Source organism: Chloroflexota bacterium (genome assembly GCA_014360825.1).
Lineage (GTDB): Bacteria > Chloroflexota > Anaerolineae > UBA2200 > JACIWT01 > JACIWT01.
On record JACIWT010000003.1, the window covers coordinates 171,320 to 190,911 of the forward strand.

Below are 19,592 nucleotides of genomic sequence, written 5' to 3' on the forward strand. Positions count from 1 at the left end.
GATCTTCGTTCTGCCAGGCTGCGGTGGAATAGACTGTCAACTGAAGGAAAGAATTTCGTTGATGTTATTCGTCGAAATCACCTACTTATTTTGCACCCTGCTCCTGGCCATCTATGGTCTGAACAGCCTATACCTTATCTGGCGATTCTGGCGCACGCGGAAACGGGACGTGCCCCGCCCACCCGATCCAGATATATGGCCCACCGTCACTGTGCAATTGCCTATCTATAATGAATTGTATGTGATAGAGCGGTTGCTGGGTGCGGTAACGGCGCTGGATTACCCGAAGGATCGGCTTCAAATCCAGATACTCGATGATTCCACTGATGAGACGGCCACTGTCGTCCGCCGCGCTGTAGCCCAATACCGTGCCCGAGGCTACGACATCTCCTGCATTCATCGCCACGTCCGGCGTGGGTATAAGGCTGGCGCGCTTGCCGACGGACTTCGCTTAGCCCGGGGCGAACTAATTGCTATCTTCGATGCCGATTTCGTGCCCAGCCGGGATTTCCTGTGCCAAACGGTGCCCTACTTCGCCATGCCGGATCTTGGCTGTGTCCAGACCCGCTGGGAACATGTGAACGGGGATTATTCGACCTTCACCCGTGCGCAGGCGATGGGTATTGACGCCCATTTCTTCGTGGAGCAAGCAGCGCGCAGTCAGAGCGATCTCTTCATGAACTTCAACGGCTCTGGTGGCGTGTGGCGGCGGGAATGCATTGTCTCGGCTGGGGGTTGGCAAGGCGATGTGTTGACTGAAGATTTGGATCTTAGTTATCGCGCTCAACTTCAGGGCTGGCGCATCCTCTTTTTGTCTTACGTAAGCGTACCTGGTGAACTGCCACCACAGATGGATGCTCTGCGCCGGCAACAATTCCGCTGGGCCAAAGGGAGCATCCAGACAGCGCGCAAACTGCTCCTACCCCTACTATGCTCTCGCCAGCCACTGCGCATCAGATTAGAGGGCGCTATTCATCTGACCAACTACCTGGTCCACCCCATTGTGCTCGTTATGCTTTTGCTTATGCTACCGCTTAGTCTGAGCCCCAACCATCTATCTGGCCTCCTGCCCTACTCACTTCTGCCGGCCCTTGGTCCACCTTTGTTGGTAGCAGTCGCGGCGATGCAGCGGGGCAAACCATATCGTTATTGGCCCCTCTCCATGCTCTTGCTGCTTCTCATTGGGACAGGACTATCACTGAGCAATGCAATAGCCGTGGCGGAAGCCGTCCTGGGGCGGGGGAGCGAGTTTCAGCGCACGCCGAAGTTCAATGTTCGCAGCCTCCATGATCGCTGGGAGCGGAGCATTTACTCGCTGCCACACGATTGGAAGCCATGGTGCGAACTGGCGTTGAGCGCGCTCGCGCTTATGCTGATGCTGTTCGTTTCTGTTCAACAGAAGCATATCCCCTCACCCTGGCTGGCGGTGTACACTCTGGGCTATGGTTATGTGGGTCTGCTCAGTCTGTCTCAGTCATGGCGACAGCGCCGTGCACCCAAAATACGCCCGGCACTGGCAGGTCGGATGTGAGACGATCGTAGTGTATAGCGCTGCGCCGAGGTTATGAGACATCACGCGATTTTGCGTTCGCTTCGGTTATGCTATAATGGATGTGAACGAATGCCCCTGTAGCTCAGTGGACAGAGCGAGGGCGTCCTAAGCCCTGTCGTCGGGGGTTCGAGTCCCTCCAGGGGCGCTGTCCGGGTAGTGAGAGGTCATTTTTCGGGGCGAGTTGGCTTCTGCTTGTACAGTTTTGTGAGCCTTATGACTATCTCTTCCCTGATCATCGGTGTCGCTGGTGGAACGGCGTCGGGCAAGACGACCGTAGTCGAGGCTATCCTCGATCGCGTGGGCCGAGAGCGCATCGCCTATATCCAGCACGACTCGTACTACAAAGACCTCAGCCACCTGCCCTTCGAGGAGCGAAGGCGCTTCAACTTCGACCATCCCGATGCACTGGAGACCGATCTCCTCATCCGACACCTCCAGTCTTTGCGGAACGGCCGACCCGTTGAGGTGCCCGTCTATGACTTCACCTGCTATTGTCGGCTGCCCGAAACGCGACATGTCGAACCACGTCCGGTGATCATCATTGAGGGATTACTCCTCCTCGCCGAACCGGCGCTCCGTGACTTAATGGACGTCAAAATCTACGTGGATACAGACGCTGACCTGCGCTTCATCCGTCGCCTCAAGCGTGACGTGGCAGAGCGAGGCCGCACGGTGGACTCGGTGATCGAACAATACCTGGCTACCGTGCGCCCGATGCACCTGGAATTCGTGGAGCCTTCCAAACGCTATGCCGACGTGATTATCCCGACTGGGGGACAGAACGTTGTGGCCCTGGATTTGGTGACGGCGCGAATTCTGTCTTTGCTGGGTGAGTAAACCCATTTTCTCCAAACTTAGCAATGCTATGCGAATACACCCCTATGTGAAATGCGCCTTGGATGCCGGTGAGGCCGTTGTGGCCATGGAGTCCACACTCATCAGCCACGGCCTTCCTTTTCCGGAGAACCTGCAGGTGGCCCAGGCAATGGAACAGGCCATACGTGCCGAGGGCGCGATCGCAGCCACCATCGCTATCCTCAGCGGCGAACCCATTATAGGTTTGGACAATGCTCAGATGGAGTACATCGCCCGGAGCAAAGAGGTGCGCAAATGTAGCCGGCGCGATTTGGCCATCGTCGTAGCCAAGGGACTGGATGGGGCCACGACAGTCTCCGGGACAATGGCTTTGGCACATAAGGCGGGCATCCGCGTCTTCGTCACCGGCGGCATCGGGGGAGTACACCGCGGTCATCCTTTCGATGTCTCGGCGGACTTGGAGGAACTGGCCCGCACGCCTATGATAGTGGTCTGCTCAGGGGCCAAAGCGCTTTTGGACCTGGAGGCAACCCGGGAGCGCTTGGAGACGCTTGGCGTGCCTGTTCTGGGATACCAGACGGATCACTTCCCGGCCTTCTACACCCGGGAGAGCGAGCTGTCGGTGGATATGCGTGTAGATGGACCAGGGGAAGTCGTGGCTATTGCCCGGGCGCGAGATGAATTAGGACTCCAGGCTGCAGTGCTTGTAACGGTGCCTGTGCCGAGGGAGGACGAACTGCCTCGCGAGGAAGCCGAAAGCGCCATCGGAGAGGCAGTTCGGCTGGCAGAAGAAAAAGGCATACGCGGGGAAATGGTCACGCCCTTCATTTTGGCTCGAGTTGCTGAATTGACACAGGGACGTAGCCTGCGCGCTAATCTCAGCCTATTGGTCAACAACGCTCGGGTGGGCGCACGTATCGCCCGGGCCTTTGTAGTTGGACAAATGACATCTTTTGTGCTATGATAATATTAAACCATCCACCGCAGACGAGCGGGGGTGAGGTTTACCTACCTTCAAGCGAATAGGGAAGACCCCAGGCGCTTGGATCGTGTGCGACCGAGACGACCGCAGGTTTGGTCTTCGTGGCTTGCGGGTTTCCGGCGTGACTGGGGCCCGCAATTTGTTTTCCCAGCACTTTGGCGAAGGATAATGGAACCGCTGATCCGTGTGGAAAATCTGGAATATGTCTACCCCATAGGTCGGGGAGGGGGAATTCCTGCCCTGCGTGGCATCCATTTGAACATTCAGAAGGGGGAGTATGTCGCTATCATTGGTGCTAACGGTTCGGGCAAATCTACCCTGGTCCGGCACCTGAATGCCCTGCTCCTACCCACCAAAGGCGACGTCTGGGTAAATGGTTGGAACACTCGCGACGCGGATCATATCCGTGACATCCGTCAGACAGTGGGCATGGTCTTTCAAGTGCCGGACAACCAAATTGTGGCCACGGTGGTGGAAGAAGATGTGGCTTTCGGCCCGGAGAACCTCGGCGTCCCTGATGAAGAACTGCCCGCGCGTGTAGCCTGGGCCCTGGAGACAGTGGGGCTCTTGGCTCAGGCCAAACGCGCCTCTCACCTCCTCTCGGCGGGGCAAAAACAGCGGTTGGCTATCGCTGCGGCTTTGGCGATGAAGCCGCGTTGCCTGATTTTGGACGAGGCAACGGTCATGCTGGACCCGGTTGGTCAGGCGCAGTTGCTTGAGACAGTTCGTCGCCTCCACCACGAAGGCACCACGATCATTGCTGTGACGCATATGATGGAGGAAGCAGTGGAGGCAGGCAGAGTTGTAGTGTTACATGAAGGCCGGGTAGCAATGGAGGGTACCCCTGCTCAAGTGTTCAGCGACGCTGGTGCACTGCGTCGTCTCGGCTTGGATGTGCCTCCGATCTCTCGATTGGCCCATCTGCTGGCCGAGCGTCAACCGGGGTTTCCCACCGACATTTTGACAGTGGACGCGTTCGCCGATGCAGTGTGCCCAACAACGAGGTGATCTCGATGGCGCTGGATGGTACACCCTGGATCGAAGTGGAAGATTTGCATCACACCTACCTGAAAGGGACACCCTTGGAGGCAGTGGCCCTCCGCGGGGTCAGTCTCAAGGTTTGGCCTGGGGAGATAGTGGGACTAGTGGGGCCGACTGGCTCGGGCAAATCCACTTTGCTGCAGCATCTCAACGGCCTGCTTCGCCCCCAGCGGGGGATGGTGCGTGTGCTTGGTATGGACTTGGGTGATCCCTCTGTGGATGTGCGCCGGGTGCGCCGACGGGTTGGACTCCTCTTCCAGTACCCAGAGGACCAACTGTTTGAACGATATGCAGGCGACGACGTCGCTTTCGGGCCCCGCAATATGGGTTTGCCTTTGGCGGAAGTTCGCACTCGTGTGAAAGCGGCGATGGACGCAGCGGGCTTGCCCTTTGATACATACAAAGACCGGCTGACTCTCACCCTCAGTGGAGGTGAACGGCGAAGGTTGGCATTGGCTGGCGTGTTAGCATTGGAACCGCAGGTGTTGCTATTAGATGAGCCGACTGCAGGATTGGATCCCCATGGACATCGATCCCTTTTATCCTTGCTTACTCGTTGGCGGGATCAGAGTGAGCGATCTATTGTGCTAACGTCGCACAACATGGATGATCTGGCTCTGTTGGCTGACCGATTGTACGTGCTGGTGGATGGGCAAATCATCCGCGAGGGGACACCTCGCGAGGTATTCAGCGATCCTGGTTTTCTCCTGGAACATGGGCTTGGCTTACCGACCGCGACCCAGGTAGTGCGAAGTCTCCACCAGCGAGGTTGCCAAATACCCGCAACTCTACTGACAATGGAAGAAGTCGTTGAGGCGATCACGGAATTGGTCTACCGTGTCTGAATTCGAACTGCTACGCTCGGTGACTCTTGGGCAGTACCTGCCCACGGGGTCCTTTCTACATCGGGTGGACCCCAGAGCCAAACTAGCAATGGGGATATTGTTGGTCGTGGGCGCTATTGCGACCTCCAGTCTGACCGGCTTAACCTTCGTCCTGACAATAGTAGTGGTCGGGTTCATAGTGGCCCACATCCCGCTGGGGTATGGACTTTCTGGCATCAAGCCGATGTGGCCCTTCCTGGTCCTCTTGGCTTTGCTCCAGGTGGTGGCCATCCCCCAGAATGATGTGAACACGGTGGTACTGGCGCAGTGGTGGTTTATTACCCTGACGGTTAGAGATTTGATCGCTGCCGCTTTGCTTTTTCTGAGATTCACAGTGATGGTTTGGGGTTTGAGCCTGCTTTCCTTTACTACCACAACTACAGAATTGACCCACGGCACTGAGCACTTACTCAGGCCATTACAGCGCCTAGGCCTGCCCACTCATGAATTCGCGCTAATGGTCAACATTGCTCTCAGGTTTGTGCCTTTGCTGGCTGAAGAAACAGAGCGGTTGATGAAGGCCCAGGCCTCGCGGGGCGCGGACTTTGGCGGCGGACGTCAGCTGAATTTTATCCAACGGACGCGCAAACTAATCCCTTTGCTGGTTCCACTTTTCTTATCCAGCCTCCAACGGGCGGAGGACCTCATCCTGGCAATGGAAGCCCGTTGTTACACCGGGGGCAGGGGGCGCACACATTTGATTCATTTGCATGCCTCGTGCGTGGATTATCTGGTTTTGTTTCTCATCTTCGCTGTTTTGGCTGTGGCCATTGCGACTGGAATTTTTTCCGCCGACCTTGTGGCCTGGCGGATTCTGCAAAATCTAATGTAATTCAAGGAGGGAACTATGGGTACAGAAACAGCAGTTCGGTCCACGCCAGTGCGAAAAATCGTCATATCTGGAGTGCTGGGGGCAGTGGCTATCTTTTTGGGTTGGAGTCACCTGGGCTTTATCCCGTGGGTGGCAGGTGTGGCCATTACCATTATGCACGTGCCAGTGATCATCGGCGCAGTTCTGGAAGGGCCTCTAGTGGGCACGGCCATCGGCCTCATCTTCGGGTTGTTCAGCATGATCCAGGCTGTGTTGGCGCCAACCGGCCCGGTGGACGTCTGGTTCCAGAACCCTATCATCTCAGTTCTCCCCAGATTGTTCATAGGGATTGTGGCTTGGCTAGGATACAAGGCCCTGCGGGGTATCAATGAACCAGTGGCACTGATCCTGGCGGGTGTCTTGGGCACTCTGACGAACACCGTGTTGGTGTTGGGTGCCATTGGGCTGTACAAGTACCTACCCTGGGCTGCACTTCCGCCCATTGTCATCAGCAACGGCCTGCCCGAAGCTGTCGTGGCCGCAATTCTAACCCTCGCCGTTGTGGGGGCTTGGAAGCGTATTGAGACGGGGAGACGCAAATCACAGTTGTAAGGTCCAGTGGCCACTCAAGTTCAAGGGACTGCACGGGCGCAGTCCCTTGAACTAAACAATGAGGAGAAAAAGTATGCTGCTTTGCATTGACATTGGCAATACCAACATCGTTCTCGGCCTGCATGGCGACGGCAAGTGGCTGGCTCAGTGGCGTATCCGCACCGCCCCGGACGTTATGCCGGATGAGTACGCCATGCTCCTGAAGCAGTTGCTGGCGGATAGAGGGTGTTCATTCACCGAGATCACGATGGTTACGGTAGCCAGCGTGGTGCCTCCGTTGACGGGCGTTTTCAGTGAACTATGCCAGCGCTATTTGGGCAAGCAAGCATTGATCATCGGCCCGGGCGTGCGAACTGGGATGCGCATTCGGATTGACAACCCCGCGGAGCTGGGTGCAGACTTAGTATGTGATGCTGTGGCCGCCTATCAGCGCTTCGGCACCGCCTGTATCGTAGTGGATTTCGGCACCGCGACCACATTCAGCGCTATCGCCAAGAACGGCGATTTCCTGGGTGTAGCCATTGCCTTAGGGCTGGGAGTCGCTGCCGACGCCCTTGCGGCCCGCACTGCCCAATTGCCACGTGTTCACTTGATCCCACCACCCACAGCCATTGGCAAAAACACCGTTCATTCTATGCAGTCTGGTCTGATATTCGGTTACGTCGGGCTGGTGGAGAGTCTCATTGCCCGTATCCAAGGCGAACTGGGTGGGCATGCCAAAGTCATCGCCACCGGGGGACTAGCCCCTGTCATTGCTTCCCTCACGCACGTGTTTGATGAAGTGGATCCTTGGTTGACCCTGGAGGGAATCCGCATCATCAGCGAGCGAAATGCTTCTGAGGGAGGGCTGAGATAACAACGGGGTGATGCTGTCACAGGACGCACGATTCGGGGAAAACAAAATGACCAGTTACTAGACATAACTGGTCATTTGTTCATTTGCACAAGCATCAAGCCCTTTTCAGAGTGGTAGTCGGGGCGAGAGGATTTGAACCTCCGACCACTTGAACCCCATTCAAGTGCGCTACCGGACTGCGCTACGCCCCGATAGGATATTCTGTAAAAATTATAGCACAAAACTGCCAAAAGTGAAAAAGAGAGGGTATGGGGTAACAAAATGATCTAAGAGATGCCCGTTCTGATATGTTGTGCGAACTCTGCCGGCAACCCGGACTTCTCAATGGCCCGCGCAGCAGCCTCTGTATCGTATTCCACACGCGGGAACTGCACTCTCAGCTTGCCATTATCCACGTCTATTACTGCGTAGCAGGCACGTGGGTCGCCGTCTTTCGGCTTTCCTACAGATCCATCGTTAATCACGTGGCGGCCACCGGAGAGGATGCGGTGATATGGTAGGTGAGTGTGACCACAGACGAGGATGTCAGCCGCCGCCATATCCATAAGCCGGATTACACTGCTTTCTAAACGGTCTTGAAATAAATATTCATTGGTTCTGCGCGGGCTGCCGTGCACCAACACTACATGGAGGCCACCGACTCTGTATTCCACACGAGGGAGAAGGCTCCGTAGGAACGCTTTGTTCTCTGCTGTAACGTGTTCCCGATGCCATAGGAGCGACTGCTGCCCGCGCTGCACCTCCTCTTCCTCGCGGTAGGCACAGCCGCAATCATCGCGGTCGTAACCTACACCGTCGTCATAGTTACCCTGAATGGTGGGGACACCCAATTCGCGTAGCCGGAAGATAACTTCGTTAGGAAATGCGCCGTAGCCAACCAAATCGCCTAGACATACCACGTGATCGGCTTTGTGTTGTGCCAGGTCCGCGAGCACAGCGTCAAGGGCGTGAATATTAGCGTGAATGTCCGAGAACGTAACGATGCGCATGTTCGGCCCTCCTTAGGTGGTCATTATACAGCGCCACTGGCTGGAAGCAAACTTTCGACACCATTTGACCCTCGGTCATTGGGACGCAGTAGCGATGCTGTTTCGCACTTTGGTCGGCATTGGCTATACTAAAGTGCAATTCTGCATTCTCCCTTGGGGGAAACGATGGGCAGACGTGACCTCTTATTTACGTTCCTAATCACTGTTTTTGTTCTGACAAGTTGTGCTCTGCAACAACCAACCTTTACACCGACAGCTTTGCCCCTTCCTACCGCTACCCTTGCTCCTACCCAGGTGGCGACCCCTTCTGCGACCACGGTCATTGAATCGCCTACCCGCTGGTGGGACGATTGCATTTTCTACGAAGTGCTGGTGCGCAGTTTCTATGATAGCGATGGCGATGGATACGGTGATCTGGAGGGCTTGATCCAGAAATTAGACTATCTGAATGATGGCGACCCCGAGACCACCGGTGATCTGGGCATCACTGGCCTTTGGCTCATGCCCATTTGCGAAGCAACAAGTTATCACGGCTATGATGTGACGGATTATTTTAGTGTGGAGTCGGATTACGGCGATGAGTCGACTTTCCACCGTCTGGTTGAAGAAGCACACAAACGCGGCATCTACGTTATTGTAGATATGGTGTTAAACCACACTTCGGAGAAACACCCTTGGTTTGTGAATGCCCAGACCGGCCCACAGGCCGAGCACTATGACTGGTATATCTGGTCAGAGACCAACCCCAGTTATAAAGGGCCTTGGGGACAAGATGTCTGGTTTCCTGCTCGAGAGCAATATTATTATGGAGTATTTGGTAAGTCTATGCCTGACCTCAATTACCGCAACGAGGAGGTCACGGCACAGATGCTGGAGGTAGTACGCTTCTGGCTAGAGGATATGGGTGCGGATGGACTGAGGCTCGATGCGATCAAGCATCTCATTGAGGAAGATCAGCGCCAGGAAAATACTCAATCCACTCACGATTGGCTGCGCCGCTTCCGCGCTTTCTACAAAAATGTGAAACCAGATGCGTTCGTGGTTGGCGAAGTGTGGTCTCCGACCAAAGACGTTGCGCCCTACGTGGGCGATCAACTGGACGCTTGCTTCGAGTTCGATCTGGCGAGTGCTATTCTGACTAGCATCAACGAGGGTAGCCCAGCCCGGCTGAAGGTTGCCCAGTTGTTGGTGGAAAATTCGTACCGTGACCATCAGTATGCCATTTTTCTCTCCAACCACGATCAGGTGCGCGTTTTCTCGCAACTAGGGCGCAGTGAGGAGAAAGCACGCCTGGCCGCGACCATCTACCTGACTTCACCTGGCATCCCCTTCATATATTATGGAGAGGAGATCGGCATGGCTGGCAATAAGCCCGACCTTTACATCCGCAAGCCCATGCAATGGTCCGACGCCCCACGGGCTGGCTTCACTACTGGCATCCCGTGGACATCCGTCAACTTAGACTACACCACTAAGAATGTCACTGCGCAGCAGGATGATCCCGACTCTCTTCTCAATCATTACAAGCGGTTGATTAGGCTGCGAATGCAACATGCGGCCTTGCGCACCGGCAGTTTTACTTTGCTGGGCACCGATAACCGTCTGGTGTACGCTTACCTTCGTCATAATGAAAGCGAAGATATTGTGGTGGTCCTGAATTTCTCAGATAAACCAATTGAATCGTACGCCCTCTCTGCGCGGGAGGGCAGCCCTATGAAGTTCGGGACCTATGTGGGACAGGAATTGCTTACGGGGGAAGACGCAGGGGAAGTGCGCGTCACCAGTGCAGGAGGATTCCAGGGTTACAAGCCGGTGCCTGTCTTGTCTCCACGGGCTGGATACGTGATCTTGCTAAAACGCCAATAAAACGCTACGAGGAGGCGCTTCTATCTAAGTGTTCAGTAGGGGAATCCACTGGCGCTACTGTTAACGTAAAGGTAAATTCTGAACCCTTCCCGACCTCGCTTTTCACCCAGACGCGCCCTCCGTGGGCTTCTACTAGTTGCTTGACGATGGCTAGCCCCAACCCCGCTCCGCCTGTCGTCCGTGCCCGCGACTTATCCGCTCGGTAGAATCGTTCAAAGACATAGGGTAAATGTTCGGGGGCGATGCCTATCCCCGTGTCTCGAACACTCACCTCAACCTCGGAGCCTACTGCTCTGGCTGCTACGGTCACCTCTCCACCTGCTGGCGTATAGTTCATGGCGTTGGTTAGCAAATTGCGCAATATCTGCCCCACTCGCTCTGGATCGGCATCCACGAGTGGTAGATCCGCCGGCACGTCCACATGGAGGGAGAGTCCTTTTTCAGCCGCTTGGGTTTGAAGCGCATTCACCGTTCTTTCCACCACATCTGCCAGAGCCAGTGGCTGACGCACCAGCCTGAGTTGTCCTGCTTCGGCCAAGGCCAGTTCCTGTAAATCATCCACCAGATGGCTCAGCAGCATCGCTTCTTCATAGAGGGAGTCGATCACTGTCGGGTCCGGCTTCATCATCCCTTCCCTTATGGCTTCCAAGTAACCGCGGATGTTAGAAAGCGGGGTGCGCAGTTCGTGGGCCACGTCGGTTACCATGTTGCGTCGCAATTGGTCAAGGTGGGTCAGGCCATCCGCCATGGCATTGAAGGCGCGGGCCAGTTCGCCGATCTCATCCTTGGATTGCACTCCCACTCGCTGACTAAGGTCGCCTTTCTCCATCCTGCGCGCGGCGGCTGTCAGAGCCTCGACCGGACGTAGAATTCGACGGGAGAGGAATAACGTCAATACCACTGCCGCAAATCCCGCAGCCAAGACCGCTAGTATAAGCGAACGGTTCACTGTGCCAATGAAGGTCCCCTCACCAGCACGGCTCCCGGGTTCACTGGGTGGGCCAATGTAGACCAGGCCAACCGGCACGCCCCTGGAAGTAATAAGCGCAACAGGCCCGGGCCAATCTTGGCTAACCACTTGCCCTACCAACTTCCGGTCTGAGTCGGCGAGAATTTTCCCCATCCCATCAGCCAAAATGATTCGTTCGCCGGTAATCTGTCCCATCTGCTCTACCAAAGGCTGCACACCGTCCCAGTTCTGGCTAGCACGGTAATACATAGCCAACACGTTCTCGAATCGCTGGTGGCGCATCATCCCACCGTATTCGATATAGCGCTGGAACTCGCTAGTGGTGGCGCGGCTCGCGGACAGAGCGACGGTCCCTACCGCAACCATCACCACGAGGCTCATCATTAGAAGCAGGCGAAAGCGCAGACTATGGAACATCTTATTCCTCGGCGAATCTGTAACCTACCCCGTAGACTGTCTGGATATAGGTTTGATGCCCAGGGTCGGGTTCGATTTTCTTGCGCAGGTTCATCACATGGACGTCCACGGTGCGCTCCAGACCCTCGTAATCGAAACCAAAGACTCGATCCAGGAGTTCCAAACGGGTGAAGGCACGCCCTGGTTCCTTGACCAGTGTCTCCAGTAATTTGAATTCCCTGGGTGTTAAATGGACGGGTTGTCCTCGTACCCGGGCCTCATGACGAACAAAATCCACCACCAGATCACCGAAGTGCACCTCTGGCGGGCCTTCTTGCTCCCCTTCGCCTGCCCGCCGAAGCACAGCCCGCACCCGAGCCAGGAGCTCTCGTGGGCTGAAGGGTTTGGTCACATAATCGTCGGCCCCTAACTCCAGGCCCAATAATTTGTCCTCCTCTGTAGTCCTGGCAGTGAGCATGATGATGGGCACTTGGTTGCCCTCGCCTCGCAGAACGTGGCAGATGTCAAGCCCATCCATACCTGGCAGCATTAGATCTAGGATGATCAAATCCGGTCGCTTCTGGCGGGCTAATCCCAGAGCCTCTCGACCCTCATAGGCAGTCAATACCCGATAACCATCTTTCTCAAGATACAACTTGATCAGTTCGACTACTTTTTTGTCGTCGTCCACGACGAGTATATTCCGGTCAACTTTTCTGGCTACCACCAATCTACACTCCGAAACCGATCAATTTCTTACCGCTAGTTACGAGCTGTAATATTTTCCAGGTGCTACTGCTTATGCCGGAAAAGTATGCCCATCTCCCCAAAAAGGATAGTAACACCATCGTCCGTGTTCACTTTCCCGATTTGCCGACGCAACACACTTACTTATTGCGTTGACGGGGTGGGGCCTGCAGCAGGCGGTGACTTGTGCCAGTAACGGCCGGCTACAAAGGCTAGTACAACCAGTGCCGCGAAAAACACCAAGCGCATTAGCCCGCCCGCGACGCGGAGTAGCCAGGCGCGCCACATTATGAACCCGCGCCCAAGGGTGAGGTGTCTGCCGTCGAATGGCCTCCAACCAAAATCGGAACGGTATGCCTTGACTCCCCATCCCAGTAGCCGGTACACGGCCGCTCCCAAGCTCCAACCGCGCTCACCACCACTGCGCCAATAGACTATCTCTCCCCAATGGAGCAGGCCCAGTCCAAAAAGGACCACGAGAATCACAAGCACTCCAATTGCCAATTTCCATGTCTTAGACATCACTCTATCCCCCTGAGTCAGGAAACTTGGTTTTTTCTTAGATGCTCGCTCCGATAACCAAGCACATTATACCAATACCGGGCGGCCAAGAAAGGCCCCTGTTATGAGGGGATCACGGTGTCATTTGAAAACCTGCTACTCATATCTCAATGCGTCGATAGGGTTCAGGGCCGCGGCGCGGCTGGCCGGATAGATGCCAAAGAAGAGCCCCACCGCGATGGATACGCTCAGCGCCATAATCACACTTTCAGGGGTAACCAGAGCACGAGTACCTCCCAGCAGCGGGGTAACGACTCGCGCAGCACCATAACCGGCTAGAACGCCAACGAGCCCACCCGTAAGGCTAAGTACCACTGCCTCCACGAGAAATTGGGCCAGAATGTCGCGTCGTTTGGCTCCCACCGCCTTGCGAATGCCGATCTCTCGCGTCCGCTCGGTTACGGAGACCAGCATGATGTTCATGATGCCGATGCCCCCTACTACCAAAGAGATGGCTGCTATGCTGCTGAGCAGCATAGTAAAGGTCTGTGAAGTCTCCTGCACCATCTCCACGATCTGGGCCTGGTTTTGTATGATAAAGTCATCAGCCTGGCCCATCGTCAGGCCATGGCTGGCCCGCAGGATGGCGGTCAACTCCGCCTGGGCCAAATCCATCTTGTCCGCAGAAACTACCTGCACATTGATGGCTTGCAGTGATCTGTTGCCTGCCCCGCCAAACTTGATCTGGGCCGTGCTCAGAGGAATGAAAACTTGGTCGTCCAAGTTCTGGAAGCCGCCGGCAGTTCCTTTGCTGGCCATGATGCCCACAATTTCGTAGTTTTGACGGTTGATCTTGATCGTTTTGCCCAGGGGATCAATGAGCATTGCCTCTCCAAAGAGGTCCTCAACCACCGATGCCCCCAGTACAACCACCTTGGCCTGGCTTTTGAGGTCCAGTTCTTCAATAAAACGGCCTCGTGCGATCTGCCAGTTGCGCACTGTGAGATACTCCGGAGTAACCCCCAGGACGGTGGTCTGTGTGTTCTTGTTGCCGTACACTACTTGGGCGCGAGTGGAGTATTCTGGCGCGATGGCAGATACAGAGTTGGCCAGACGGGTGATGGCCTCCACGTCATCGTTGGTCAGACTCTGGGCGCTGGCGACTCCCATAGAGACGCCGCGCACAAAGACCCTTCCTGGTGAGATGACCAGCAGGTTGGAACCTAGGCTCTCAAACCGCTCCGTTACTTGTGCCTGGGCCCCGGCGCCAGCGGCCACCAGGGCGATCACCGCTCCCACGCCGATAATGATGCCCAGCATCGTCAGCCCGGCGCGCAACTTGTTAGATGCAATGGACTGCAAGGCTATCTTCACGCTTTCGATCACGTTCATAGCCTCATCTCCCTTGTACGACGACCCGGGAACCAAAACCGAAGAAGCCCCCGAAGCCACGGAAAATACCTGTCTGCTGCGTCGTTGAGGAGTACTGGAGCACCACCTGGTCGCCCTCGTTGAGGCCACGCAATACCTCAACGTATGTTCCGTCGCTCAATCCTAATTCCACCCGTGTCGCCACCGCGGTGCCGGTGGAGGGGTCTTGCACCATGACTATGTTCCCTTCTTCTCCTTGCTGTACCGCCAGCACTGGTAGCAATAAGGCGTTCTGGCGTCGTCCTACTATGATCTTCACGTTGGCGGTCATCCCTGGGCGTAGAGGGACATCGTCTGCGCCTTCGAGGCTCACGGGCACTTCGTAACTGACCACATTCTGCACCAGTTTCCCCTCCAGGGGGACTTCGAGCACTTTGCCTTGGAACTTGCATCCTGGGAAGGCATCGAAGGTGATCTCTGCTTCTTGTCCCACTTCCACCTGGCTGATATCGGTCTCGTCTACGATGGCTAACACTCGCAGATTGGAGAGGTCGGCCAGGGTAACCACGGTGATGTTGGAGGAGACGAGATCTCCCACCTCTGCGCCCACGGAGATGACAGTGCCGTCGAAGGGTGCGACCATAGTGGCTGCATCGAGGGCGGTCTGGGCATCTTCGAGGGCTGCTTTGGCGGCATCGTAGCGGGCCTGGGCTAATTGGACGGTTTTGGGATCGGGGCCGGCCAAGATGGTGGCCAGGGTGTCTTTTGCTTTGGCCAGGTTGTATTCGGCCTGTGCGACTTTATTGCGGGCCTGGGCCTGTGCCAGGCCTGCTTGTAGCCCGGCTAATGTCTCCTCGGCCTCAATGACTTCATTCTGGGCGTTGAGCAGATCCAAGGCGGCCCGGGCCTTGGCTACCTCCAAGGCGTCTTTGGCATCAAGCATGCGATTGTAGGCCAGGAGTTCGCGATCTCTTCCTTCCTCGGTAGAAATCGGACCCTCCAGCAGTTTGCCGTGTTCTACTTCGGCTACGTTGGCTAGCCACTGCAAGCGATCAATCTGCTCCTGGATCGAGTGGTCGTTTTGCAGGGCAGCCAGCCTGTCCTTGGCCTGTTGTAGCGCACGGATCGCGTCTTGCAGTGCTTTCTCTGGGGTATCCAATTTGGCTTCCGCCAACGCAGCCTCAGCCAGAGCCACATCCAGTTCGGCTTTCTGCCGATCCAGTTCGGTGTAGGGGTTTTTCGCCTTTTCCAGCGCGTCCTCCGCCGAGAGCAGTTCCGATTTTGCCTGGTCCACCGCCCTTTGGAGTGAGGAGGGGTCAATGCGAGCCAGCACGTCTCCTTTGCGCACCTGCTGGCCTGGCGTAACGTTGAGTTCAATGAGTGGGACCTTGGTGACGTCGAAACTCAGCTGTGCTTGACGTGGGGCATAGACCTCGCCGGTGGGATTGATGGTCGCCACCAGGTTCCCTCGCTCCACTGTTACCACCTGACTGAAGTCGGTTGTCTGACTCTGGCCTCGCAGCACTCGGACTCCCAGCAAGACCAATGCACCTACCAGGATCACCGGCAGCGCCCATTTGAATAGGGGCTTTAACTGCTTCATCTTCCCACCTCGCTTCCTATTGGCTGGGTGTCGCGGATGGGAGTGCCCGCATGGACTGAATGGAGCGAGCAGTGATACTGCCATCATCGTTCCGAGTGCCTGAGATGATCACCCGCTCGCCCGTCTGCAGGTCTCCCACGTTCACAGACATGTATTTCTCAATCAAGGTGGTATCGGTCGTTTGCACGCGGAGGGTTCCTTCCTCAGTGCTCACGACTAAAGCATTGCCCTCGATCTTTTCGATGGTGCCCATAATGCCACCACCTACTCTCTGCACGCCGCTCTGTCCGGGCTGTGGGGTCTGAAACGGAATCACAAACTGACCACCTTGGCCTCGGGCTCGTTGCTGGAAGAACAGGGCTGGATTCTGCATAACCCGGTTTTCACCTACCTTCATCCCGCCCCAGAAGGCTCCACCTGCGACGACGGCCAGAACCGCTATGGCGATTAAACCGATCGTGATTTTCTTCATGATCTCAACTCCTCCCTACAATGTCTGCAATCTAACAGACGCAATGTCTTGCACAACTTTCTTAATGACCTTTGTCAGTGCCTGAGGTCTGATCCGAGATCTGTCCATCCAACATACGGACGATGCGTCCGGCTTGCGCACCAATTGTCGGTTCGTGTGTCACCAGGACGATGGTAATTCCTTGCTCCTGGTTCAGCCGTTTCAAGATGGCCATCACTTCTTGCCCGGCCTTGCTGTCTAGGTTCCCCGTCGGTTCATCGGCCAGGATGATGGCTGGCTCGTTGACTAGAGCACGAGCGATAGCCACCCGCTGCTGTTCTCCGCCCGATAATTGATTGGGCCGATGCTTGGCCCGATCGGCCAGGCCTACCCGTTCGAGGGCAGCCATTGCCCGGCGATGGCGGTCCCGTTCACCTCCGTATATGAGGGGCAATTCGACGTTATCCAAAGCAGTGGCTCGGGGCAATAGATTGAACATTTGGAAGACGAAGCCGATGTGTTTGTTGCGAATAGCGGCCAGCCGATCGTCATTGAGCGTGCTTACATCCTCGCCGGCCAAGCGGTAGTTGCCTGAAGTAGGTCGGTCCAGACAACCGATGATGTTCAGCAAAGTGGACTTGCCGGACCCAGAAGGACCCATGATGGCCACTATCTCACCCTCATTCACGTTTAGAGAGACGTTGCGCAGGGCGTGGACCTCCACAGCGCCCATCTTGTAGATCTTCACTATGTCTGTCAGTTCGATGATCGGATTCATCCCTTCCCCCTTTTTGTGAGCCCAAGTACCAACACTGTGCCTCTTCGGACCCACTCTTGAGAGTCAGTGTTCAATGGCACTGGTTAGGTACAGAAAGCGTTTGTTTTGAAACGCTCTGACATACACTCGGCAGAGTATAGCCACGAGATTAGAATATATTGTAACACACAATTGTTAAGATTTTGTTTAGAAACCTTTAAGTTTTGATGAAGATTTCGCTCAGGGCTGTGCACAGCGCCGTTTGTGTTTTGCTTAACAGCCTCACCCTCCCGCCGGGCGCTCCTCTAACCGGACCTGAACCTTTAACTGGCTGCCATTCCGTAAGAGGGTCAGTGTGATTTGCTGCCCTACCTCCGTCCGTCGTGCCAGATAGCCTACCAGATCATCGAAACTCTTTACCTCTGCCCCGTCCACGGCTACAATAATGTCACCACCAATGGTCACCGGCAGGCCATCCACGTAGGTTCGCCGATACCCGCCCTGGATTCCTGCCTGTTCGGCTGGGCCACCGCTGACGGTTAGTTCCACCAGTGCTCCTTGCTGCACGGGCAATTCCAAGGCCTCCGCCAGGGCAGGGGTGATGGAGCGCCCAGAGATACCGAGCCAGGGATGGGCATAGTGCCCTTTCTCGATCAGTGCCGGCACCACCCGTTTCACCGCTGCTACTGGGACGGCCAAACCCACTCCCGATGAGACGCCGGTCTGAGAGAAGATCAGAGTATTCACCCCAATCACGCGGCCTCCCACGTCCAGCAGCGGCCCTCCAGAATTGCCAGGGTTGATAGGCGCATCCGTCTGAATCAGGTCCACAATGGCGAAGCCCGAACTCGCTGCCGACAGCACCCGCCCCAGGGCGCTGATAATACCCACTGTCATCGTCCCTTCGAGGCCAAAGGGGTTGCCAATAGCCACGGCCAATTGTCCGACTTGCAGGGTATCTGAGTCGCCCAAGGTCACTGGGTGGAGTTCCCGTGCTGGGCGATCAACTTGTATTACGGCCAAGTCGGTGCCGGGGTCAGTGCCAACTATCTTGGCAGGGAGCATAGTCCCGTCGGCGAAGGTGACCCAGATCTTGGTGGCATCGGCAACTACATGGTTGTTGGTGACGATATGACCCTTGTCATCGTACACGAAGCCCGAACCAGTGCCCTGTTGCGCGAACGAACCACTTCCCTCGGTGACAGTGATGTTCACCACGGAGGGGTTTACCCGTTGATATAGATCCGCCAGCAGTTGTTCCTGTGTTAACAACGCTGTGGCTGGCACAGGAGTGGCAATGACCTGGGATTGTGTGGTCGTAGGCGCCACCGCTGCCGTAGCGGGTGTTTGAGTGACGGTGGGTGCCGCTGGGCCGATGAGGGCTAACAGCCCAGCCGGGCTACACCCCGCCAGGAGTAGCAGGCCAATTAGACTTATTACAATCAAAAGTCTGAAGAATATGGATCGGTTCATAAGGTGACTCCTCCGTCTCCAGAATTGAGGGAGCAAAGCAGACGCTTTGCTCCCTCTGACTGGTGCGGCCAGCCCTCCTCAACTGGCCGCAAGGCCAATAAGCCGTGGCGCCTTTAGAGCGAGGAGGAGCTCGGCGTCACGGAAGGGGTGGTAAGCGGGGCGAAACCGCGGAAGAAACCGATGCCCCGACCACCGAAACCGAACCCACGCCCAAAGCCGCGCCCCATTGGCATGAATCCCAGTTCGAGACCCTTCAGCAGCCAGTCTGCCTGCTCTTGAGTGAGGTAGCCATCCTCTACAGCCTGCTGGATGGCATCCTTGAAGGCAGCCTGGTTCGCGGCCTCGACCGCATCTCGGATGGTCTGCAAGTCCACTCCGGCTTTGTCGGCCAGTTCGGCCAGGGTCCTACCGCCCCACAGTTGGGTCGATAGTTCATCGGCGGTCATGCCGAGCGCTTTGGCGGCGGCCTCTAGCCCTGCCTGCCCGAAGATGCCCCGACCAAATCCGAAGCCGCATCTCCAGCCGTAGGGGGTCTTGGGTGTAGGCGTAGCCCCTTGGGCTAGAGCCGTGCCGGCGACCAATGTGCCCGCCAGCATGACTACAGCCAGTGCACCCGCCACAATCTTTGCCCCCTTGCTCATGTTATTCACCTCCTTGTATACTGATGTTGATCACCCCAGTTGACCTCTGGGGCCACTCCGTTGAAAGAGTGGTGTATAATGCTCTCGTAGAAGCTGAGGCTGGCGTTCGTCCTCCTTGAGGCTCGGCCTCGTCAGAAAGACTGCCACCTCGGCTCTGCGAGAGGCCACGAATCAGCAGGTTGCTGGCAGATGGCTAGCGCTTCGCTCACCAACAAGGCTGTGGGTCTCGTAGAGCACTGAGGTTGCCTCGCTTCGGCTATCCCTATTCTGGAG

General features: G+C 56.2%; 19 protein-coding genes and 2 tRNA genes. 10 read left to right on the forward strand and 11 right to left on the reverse strand.

The window, feature by feature from the left end; translation table 11 throughout:
- Positions 1-61: 61 nt before the first annotated feature.
- The 9 genes from H5T64_03165 to H5T64_03205 all read left to right on the forward strand — a co-directional run bounded on the left by H5T64_03165 (position 62) and on the right by H5T64_03205 (position 7,554).
- On the forward strand, positions 62-1,531 hold the full coding sequence (locus H5T64_03165; protein MBC7263342.1) for a glycosyltransferase: 1,470 nt from the start codon (positions 62-64) through the stop codon (positions 1,529-1,531).
- Positions 1,532-1,623: 92 nt separating this feature from the next.
- Positions 1,624-1,697 (forward strand) — tRNA-Arg (locus H5T64_03170).
- A gap of 68 nt (positions 1,698-1,765) precedes the next feature.
- Positions 1,766-2,389: a uridine kinase gene (udk, locus tag H5T64_03175; GenBank protein ID MBC7263343.1), complete on the forward strand. Its 624-nt coding sequence runs from the start codon at positions 1,766-1,768 to the stop codon at positions 2,387-2,389.
- 28 nt (positions 2,390-2,417) lie between these two features.
- Positions 2,418-3,332, forward strand: a complete 915-nt coding sequence (locus tag H5T64_03180) for a pseudouridine-5'-phosphate glycosidase (GenBank protein ID MBC7263344.1) — start codon at positions 2,418-2,420, stop codon at positions 3,330-3,332.
- Positions 3,333-3,518: 186 nt separating this feature from the next.
- Positions 3,519-4,358, forward strand: a complete 840-nt coding sequence (locus H5T64_03185; protein MBC7263345.1) for an energy-coupling factor transporter ATPase — start codon at positions 3,519-3,521, stop codon at positions 4,356-4,358.
- Positions 4,359-4,363: 5 nt separating this feature from the next.
- Positions 4,364-5,236 (forward strand): energy-coupling factor transporter ATPase, encoded by an 873-nt coding sequence (locus H5T64_03190; GenBank protein MBC7263346.1) that lies wholly within the window; start codon positions 4,364-4,366, stop codon positions 5,234-5,236.
- Entirely contained in the window at positions 5,229-6,107 is an 879-nt protein-coding gene (locus H5T64_03195; GenBank protein MBC7263347.1) for an energy-coupling factor transporter transmembrane protein EcfT, read from the forward strand. Before H5T64_03190 ends, H5T64_03195 begins: the two co-directional genes overlap by 8 nt.
- Positions 6,108-6,122: 15 nt before the next feature.
- A complete protein-coding gene (locus tag H5T64_03200) occupies positions 6,123-6,698 on the forward strand; it encodes an ECF transporter S component (protein ID MBC7263348.1) in 576 nt (191 codons plus the stop codon).
- Between the two features lie 73 nt (positions 6,699-6,771).
- Positions 6,772-7,554: a type III pantothenate kinase gene (locus tag H5T64_03205; GenBank protein MBC7263349.1), complete on the forward strand. Its 783-nt coding sequence runs from the start codon at positions 6,772-6,774 to the stop codon at positions 7,552-7,554.
- A 117-nt stretch (positions 7,555-7,671) separates the two neighbouring features.
- Here the strand turns inward: H5T64_03205 and H5T64_03210 are convergent.
- Together H5T64_03210 and H5T64_03215 are read right to left on the reverse strand one after the other, a co-directional pair.
- A tRNA-Pro gene (locus H5T64_03210) sits at positions 7,672-7,745 on the reverse strand.
- 75 nt (positions 7,746-7,820) lie between these two features.
- The gene (locus tag H5T64_03215) at positions 7,821-8,543 is read right to left on the reverse strand and encodes a metallophosphoesterase family protein (GenBank protein MBC7263350.1); all 723 of its coding nucleotides are present in this window, start codon (positions 8,541-8,543) and stop codon (positions 7,821-7,823) included.
- Between the two features lie 165 nt (positions 8,544-8,708).
- On the opposite strand from H5T64_03215, the gene H5T64_03220 reads away from it, so the two are divergent.
- Positions 8,709-10,409 carry an alpha-glucosidase C-terminal domain-containing protein gene (locus H5T64_03220; GenBank protein ID MBC7263351.1) on the forward strand — a complete coding sequence of 567 codons (1,701 nt, stop codon included), beginning with the start codon at positions 8,709-8,711 and terminating at the stop codon, positions 10,407-10,409.
- A 4-nt stretch (positions 10,410-10,413) separates the two neighbouring features.
- Here H5T64_03220 and H5T64_03225 read toward each other — a convergent pair whose 3' ends face one another.
- From H5T64_03225 to H5T64_03265, 9 genes are all read right to left on the reverse strand, one after another.
- On the reverse strand, positions 10,414-11,796 hold the full coding sequence (locus tag H5T64_03225; protein ID MBC7263352.1) for a HAMP domain-containing protein: 1,383 nt from the start codon (positions 11,794-11,796) through the stop codon (positions 10,414-10,416).
- Position 11,797: 1 nt separating this feature from the next.
- The gene (locus H5T64_03230; GenBank protein MBC7263353.1) at positions 11,798-12,502 is read right to left on the reverse strand and encodes a response regulator transcription factor; all 705 of its coding nucleotides are present in this window, start codon (positions 12,500-12,502) and stop codon (positions 11,798-11,800) included.
- A 164-nt stretch (positions 12,503-12,666) separates the two neighbouring features.
- A complete protein-coding gene (locus tag H5T64_03235) occupies positions 12,667-13,044 on the reverse strand; it encodes a hypothetical protein (GenBank protein MBC7263354.1) in 378 nt (125 codons plus the stop codon).
- 135 nt (positions 13,045-13,179) lie between these two features.
- Positions 13,180-14,415: an ABC transporter permease gene (locus H5T64_03240; protein MBC7263355.1), complete on the reverse strand. Its 1,236-nt coding sequence runs from the start codon at positions 14,413-14,415 to the stop codon at positions 13,180-13,182.
- Positions 14,416-14,419: 4 nt separating this feature from the next.
- Positions 14,420-15,997, reverse strand: a complete 1,578-nt coding sequence (locus tag H5T64_03245) for an efflux RND transporter periplasmic adaptor subunit (GenBank protein ID MBC7263356.1) — start codon at positions 15,995-15,997, stop codon at positions 14,420-14,422.
- A gap of 16 nt (positions 15,998-16,013) precedes the next feature.
- Positions 16,014-16,469 carry a hypothetical protein gene (locus H5T64_03250; GenBank protein ID MBC7263357.1) on the reverse strand — a complete coding sequence of 152 codons (456 nt, stop codon included), beginning with the start codon at positions 16,467-16,469 and terminating at the stop codon, positions 16,014-16,016.
- Positions 16,470-16,530: 61 nt separating this feature from the next.
- Positions 16,531-17,217, reverse strand: a complete 687-nt coding sequence (locus H5T64_03255; protein MBC7263358.1) for an ABC transporter ATP-binding protein — start codon at positions 17,215-17,217, stop codon at positions 16,531-16,533.
- A 270-nt stretch (positions 17,218-17,487) separates the two neighbouring features.
- The gene (locus H5T64_03260; GenBank protein ID MBC7263359.1) at positions 17,488-18,678 is read right to left on the reverse strand and encodes a trypsin-like peptidase domain-containing protein; all 1,191 of its coding nucleotides are present in this window, start codon (positions 18,676-18,678) and stop codon (positions 17,488-17,490) included.
- Between the two features lie 113 nt (positions 18,679-18,791).
- The gene (locus H5T64_03265; protein ID MBC7263360.1) at positions 18,792-19,319 is read right to left on the reverse strand and encodes a hypothetical protein; all 528 of its coding nucleotides are present in this window, start codon (positions 19,317-19,319) and stop codon (positions 18,792-18,794) included.
- Positions 19,320-19,592 lie beyond the last annotated feature (273 nt).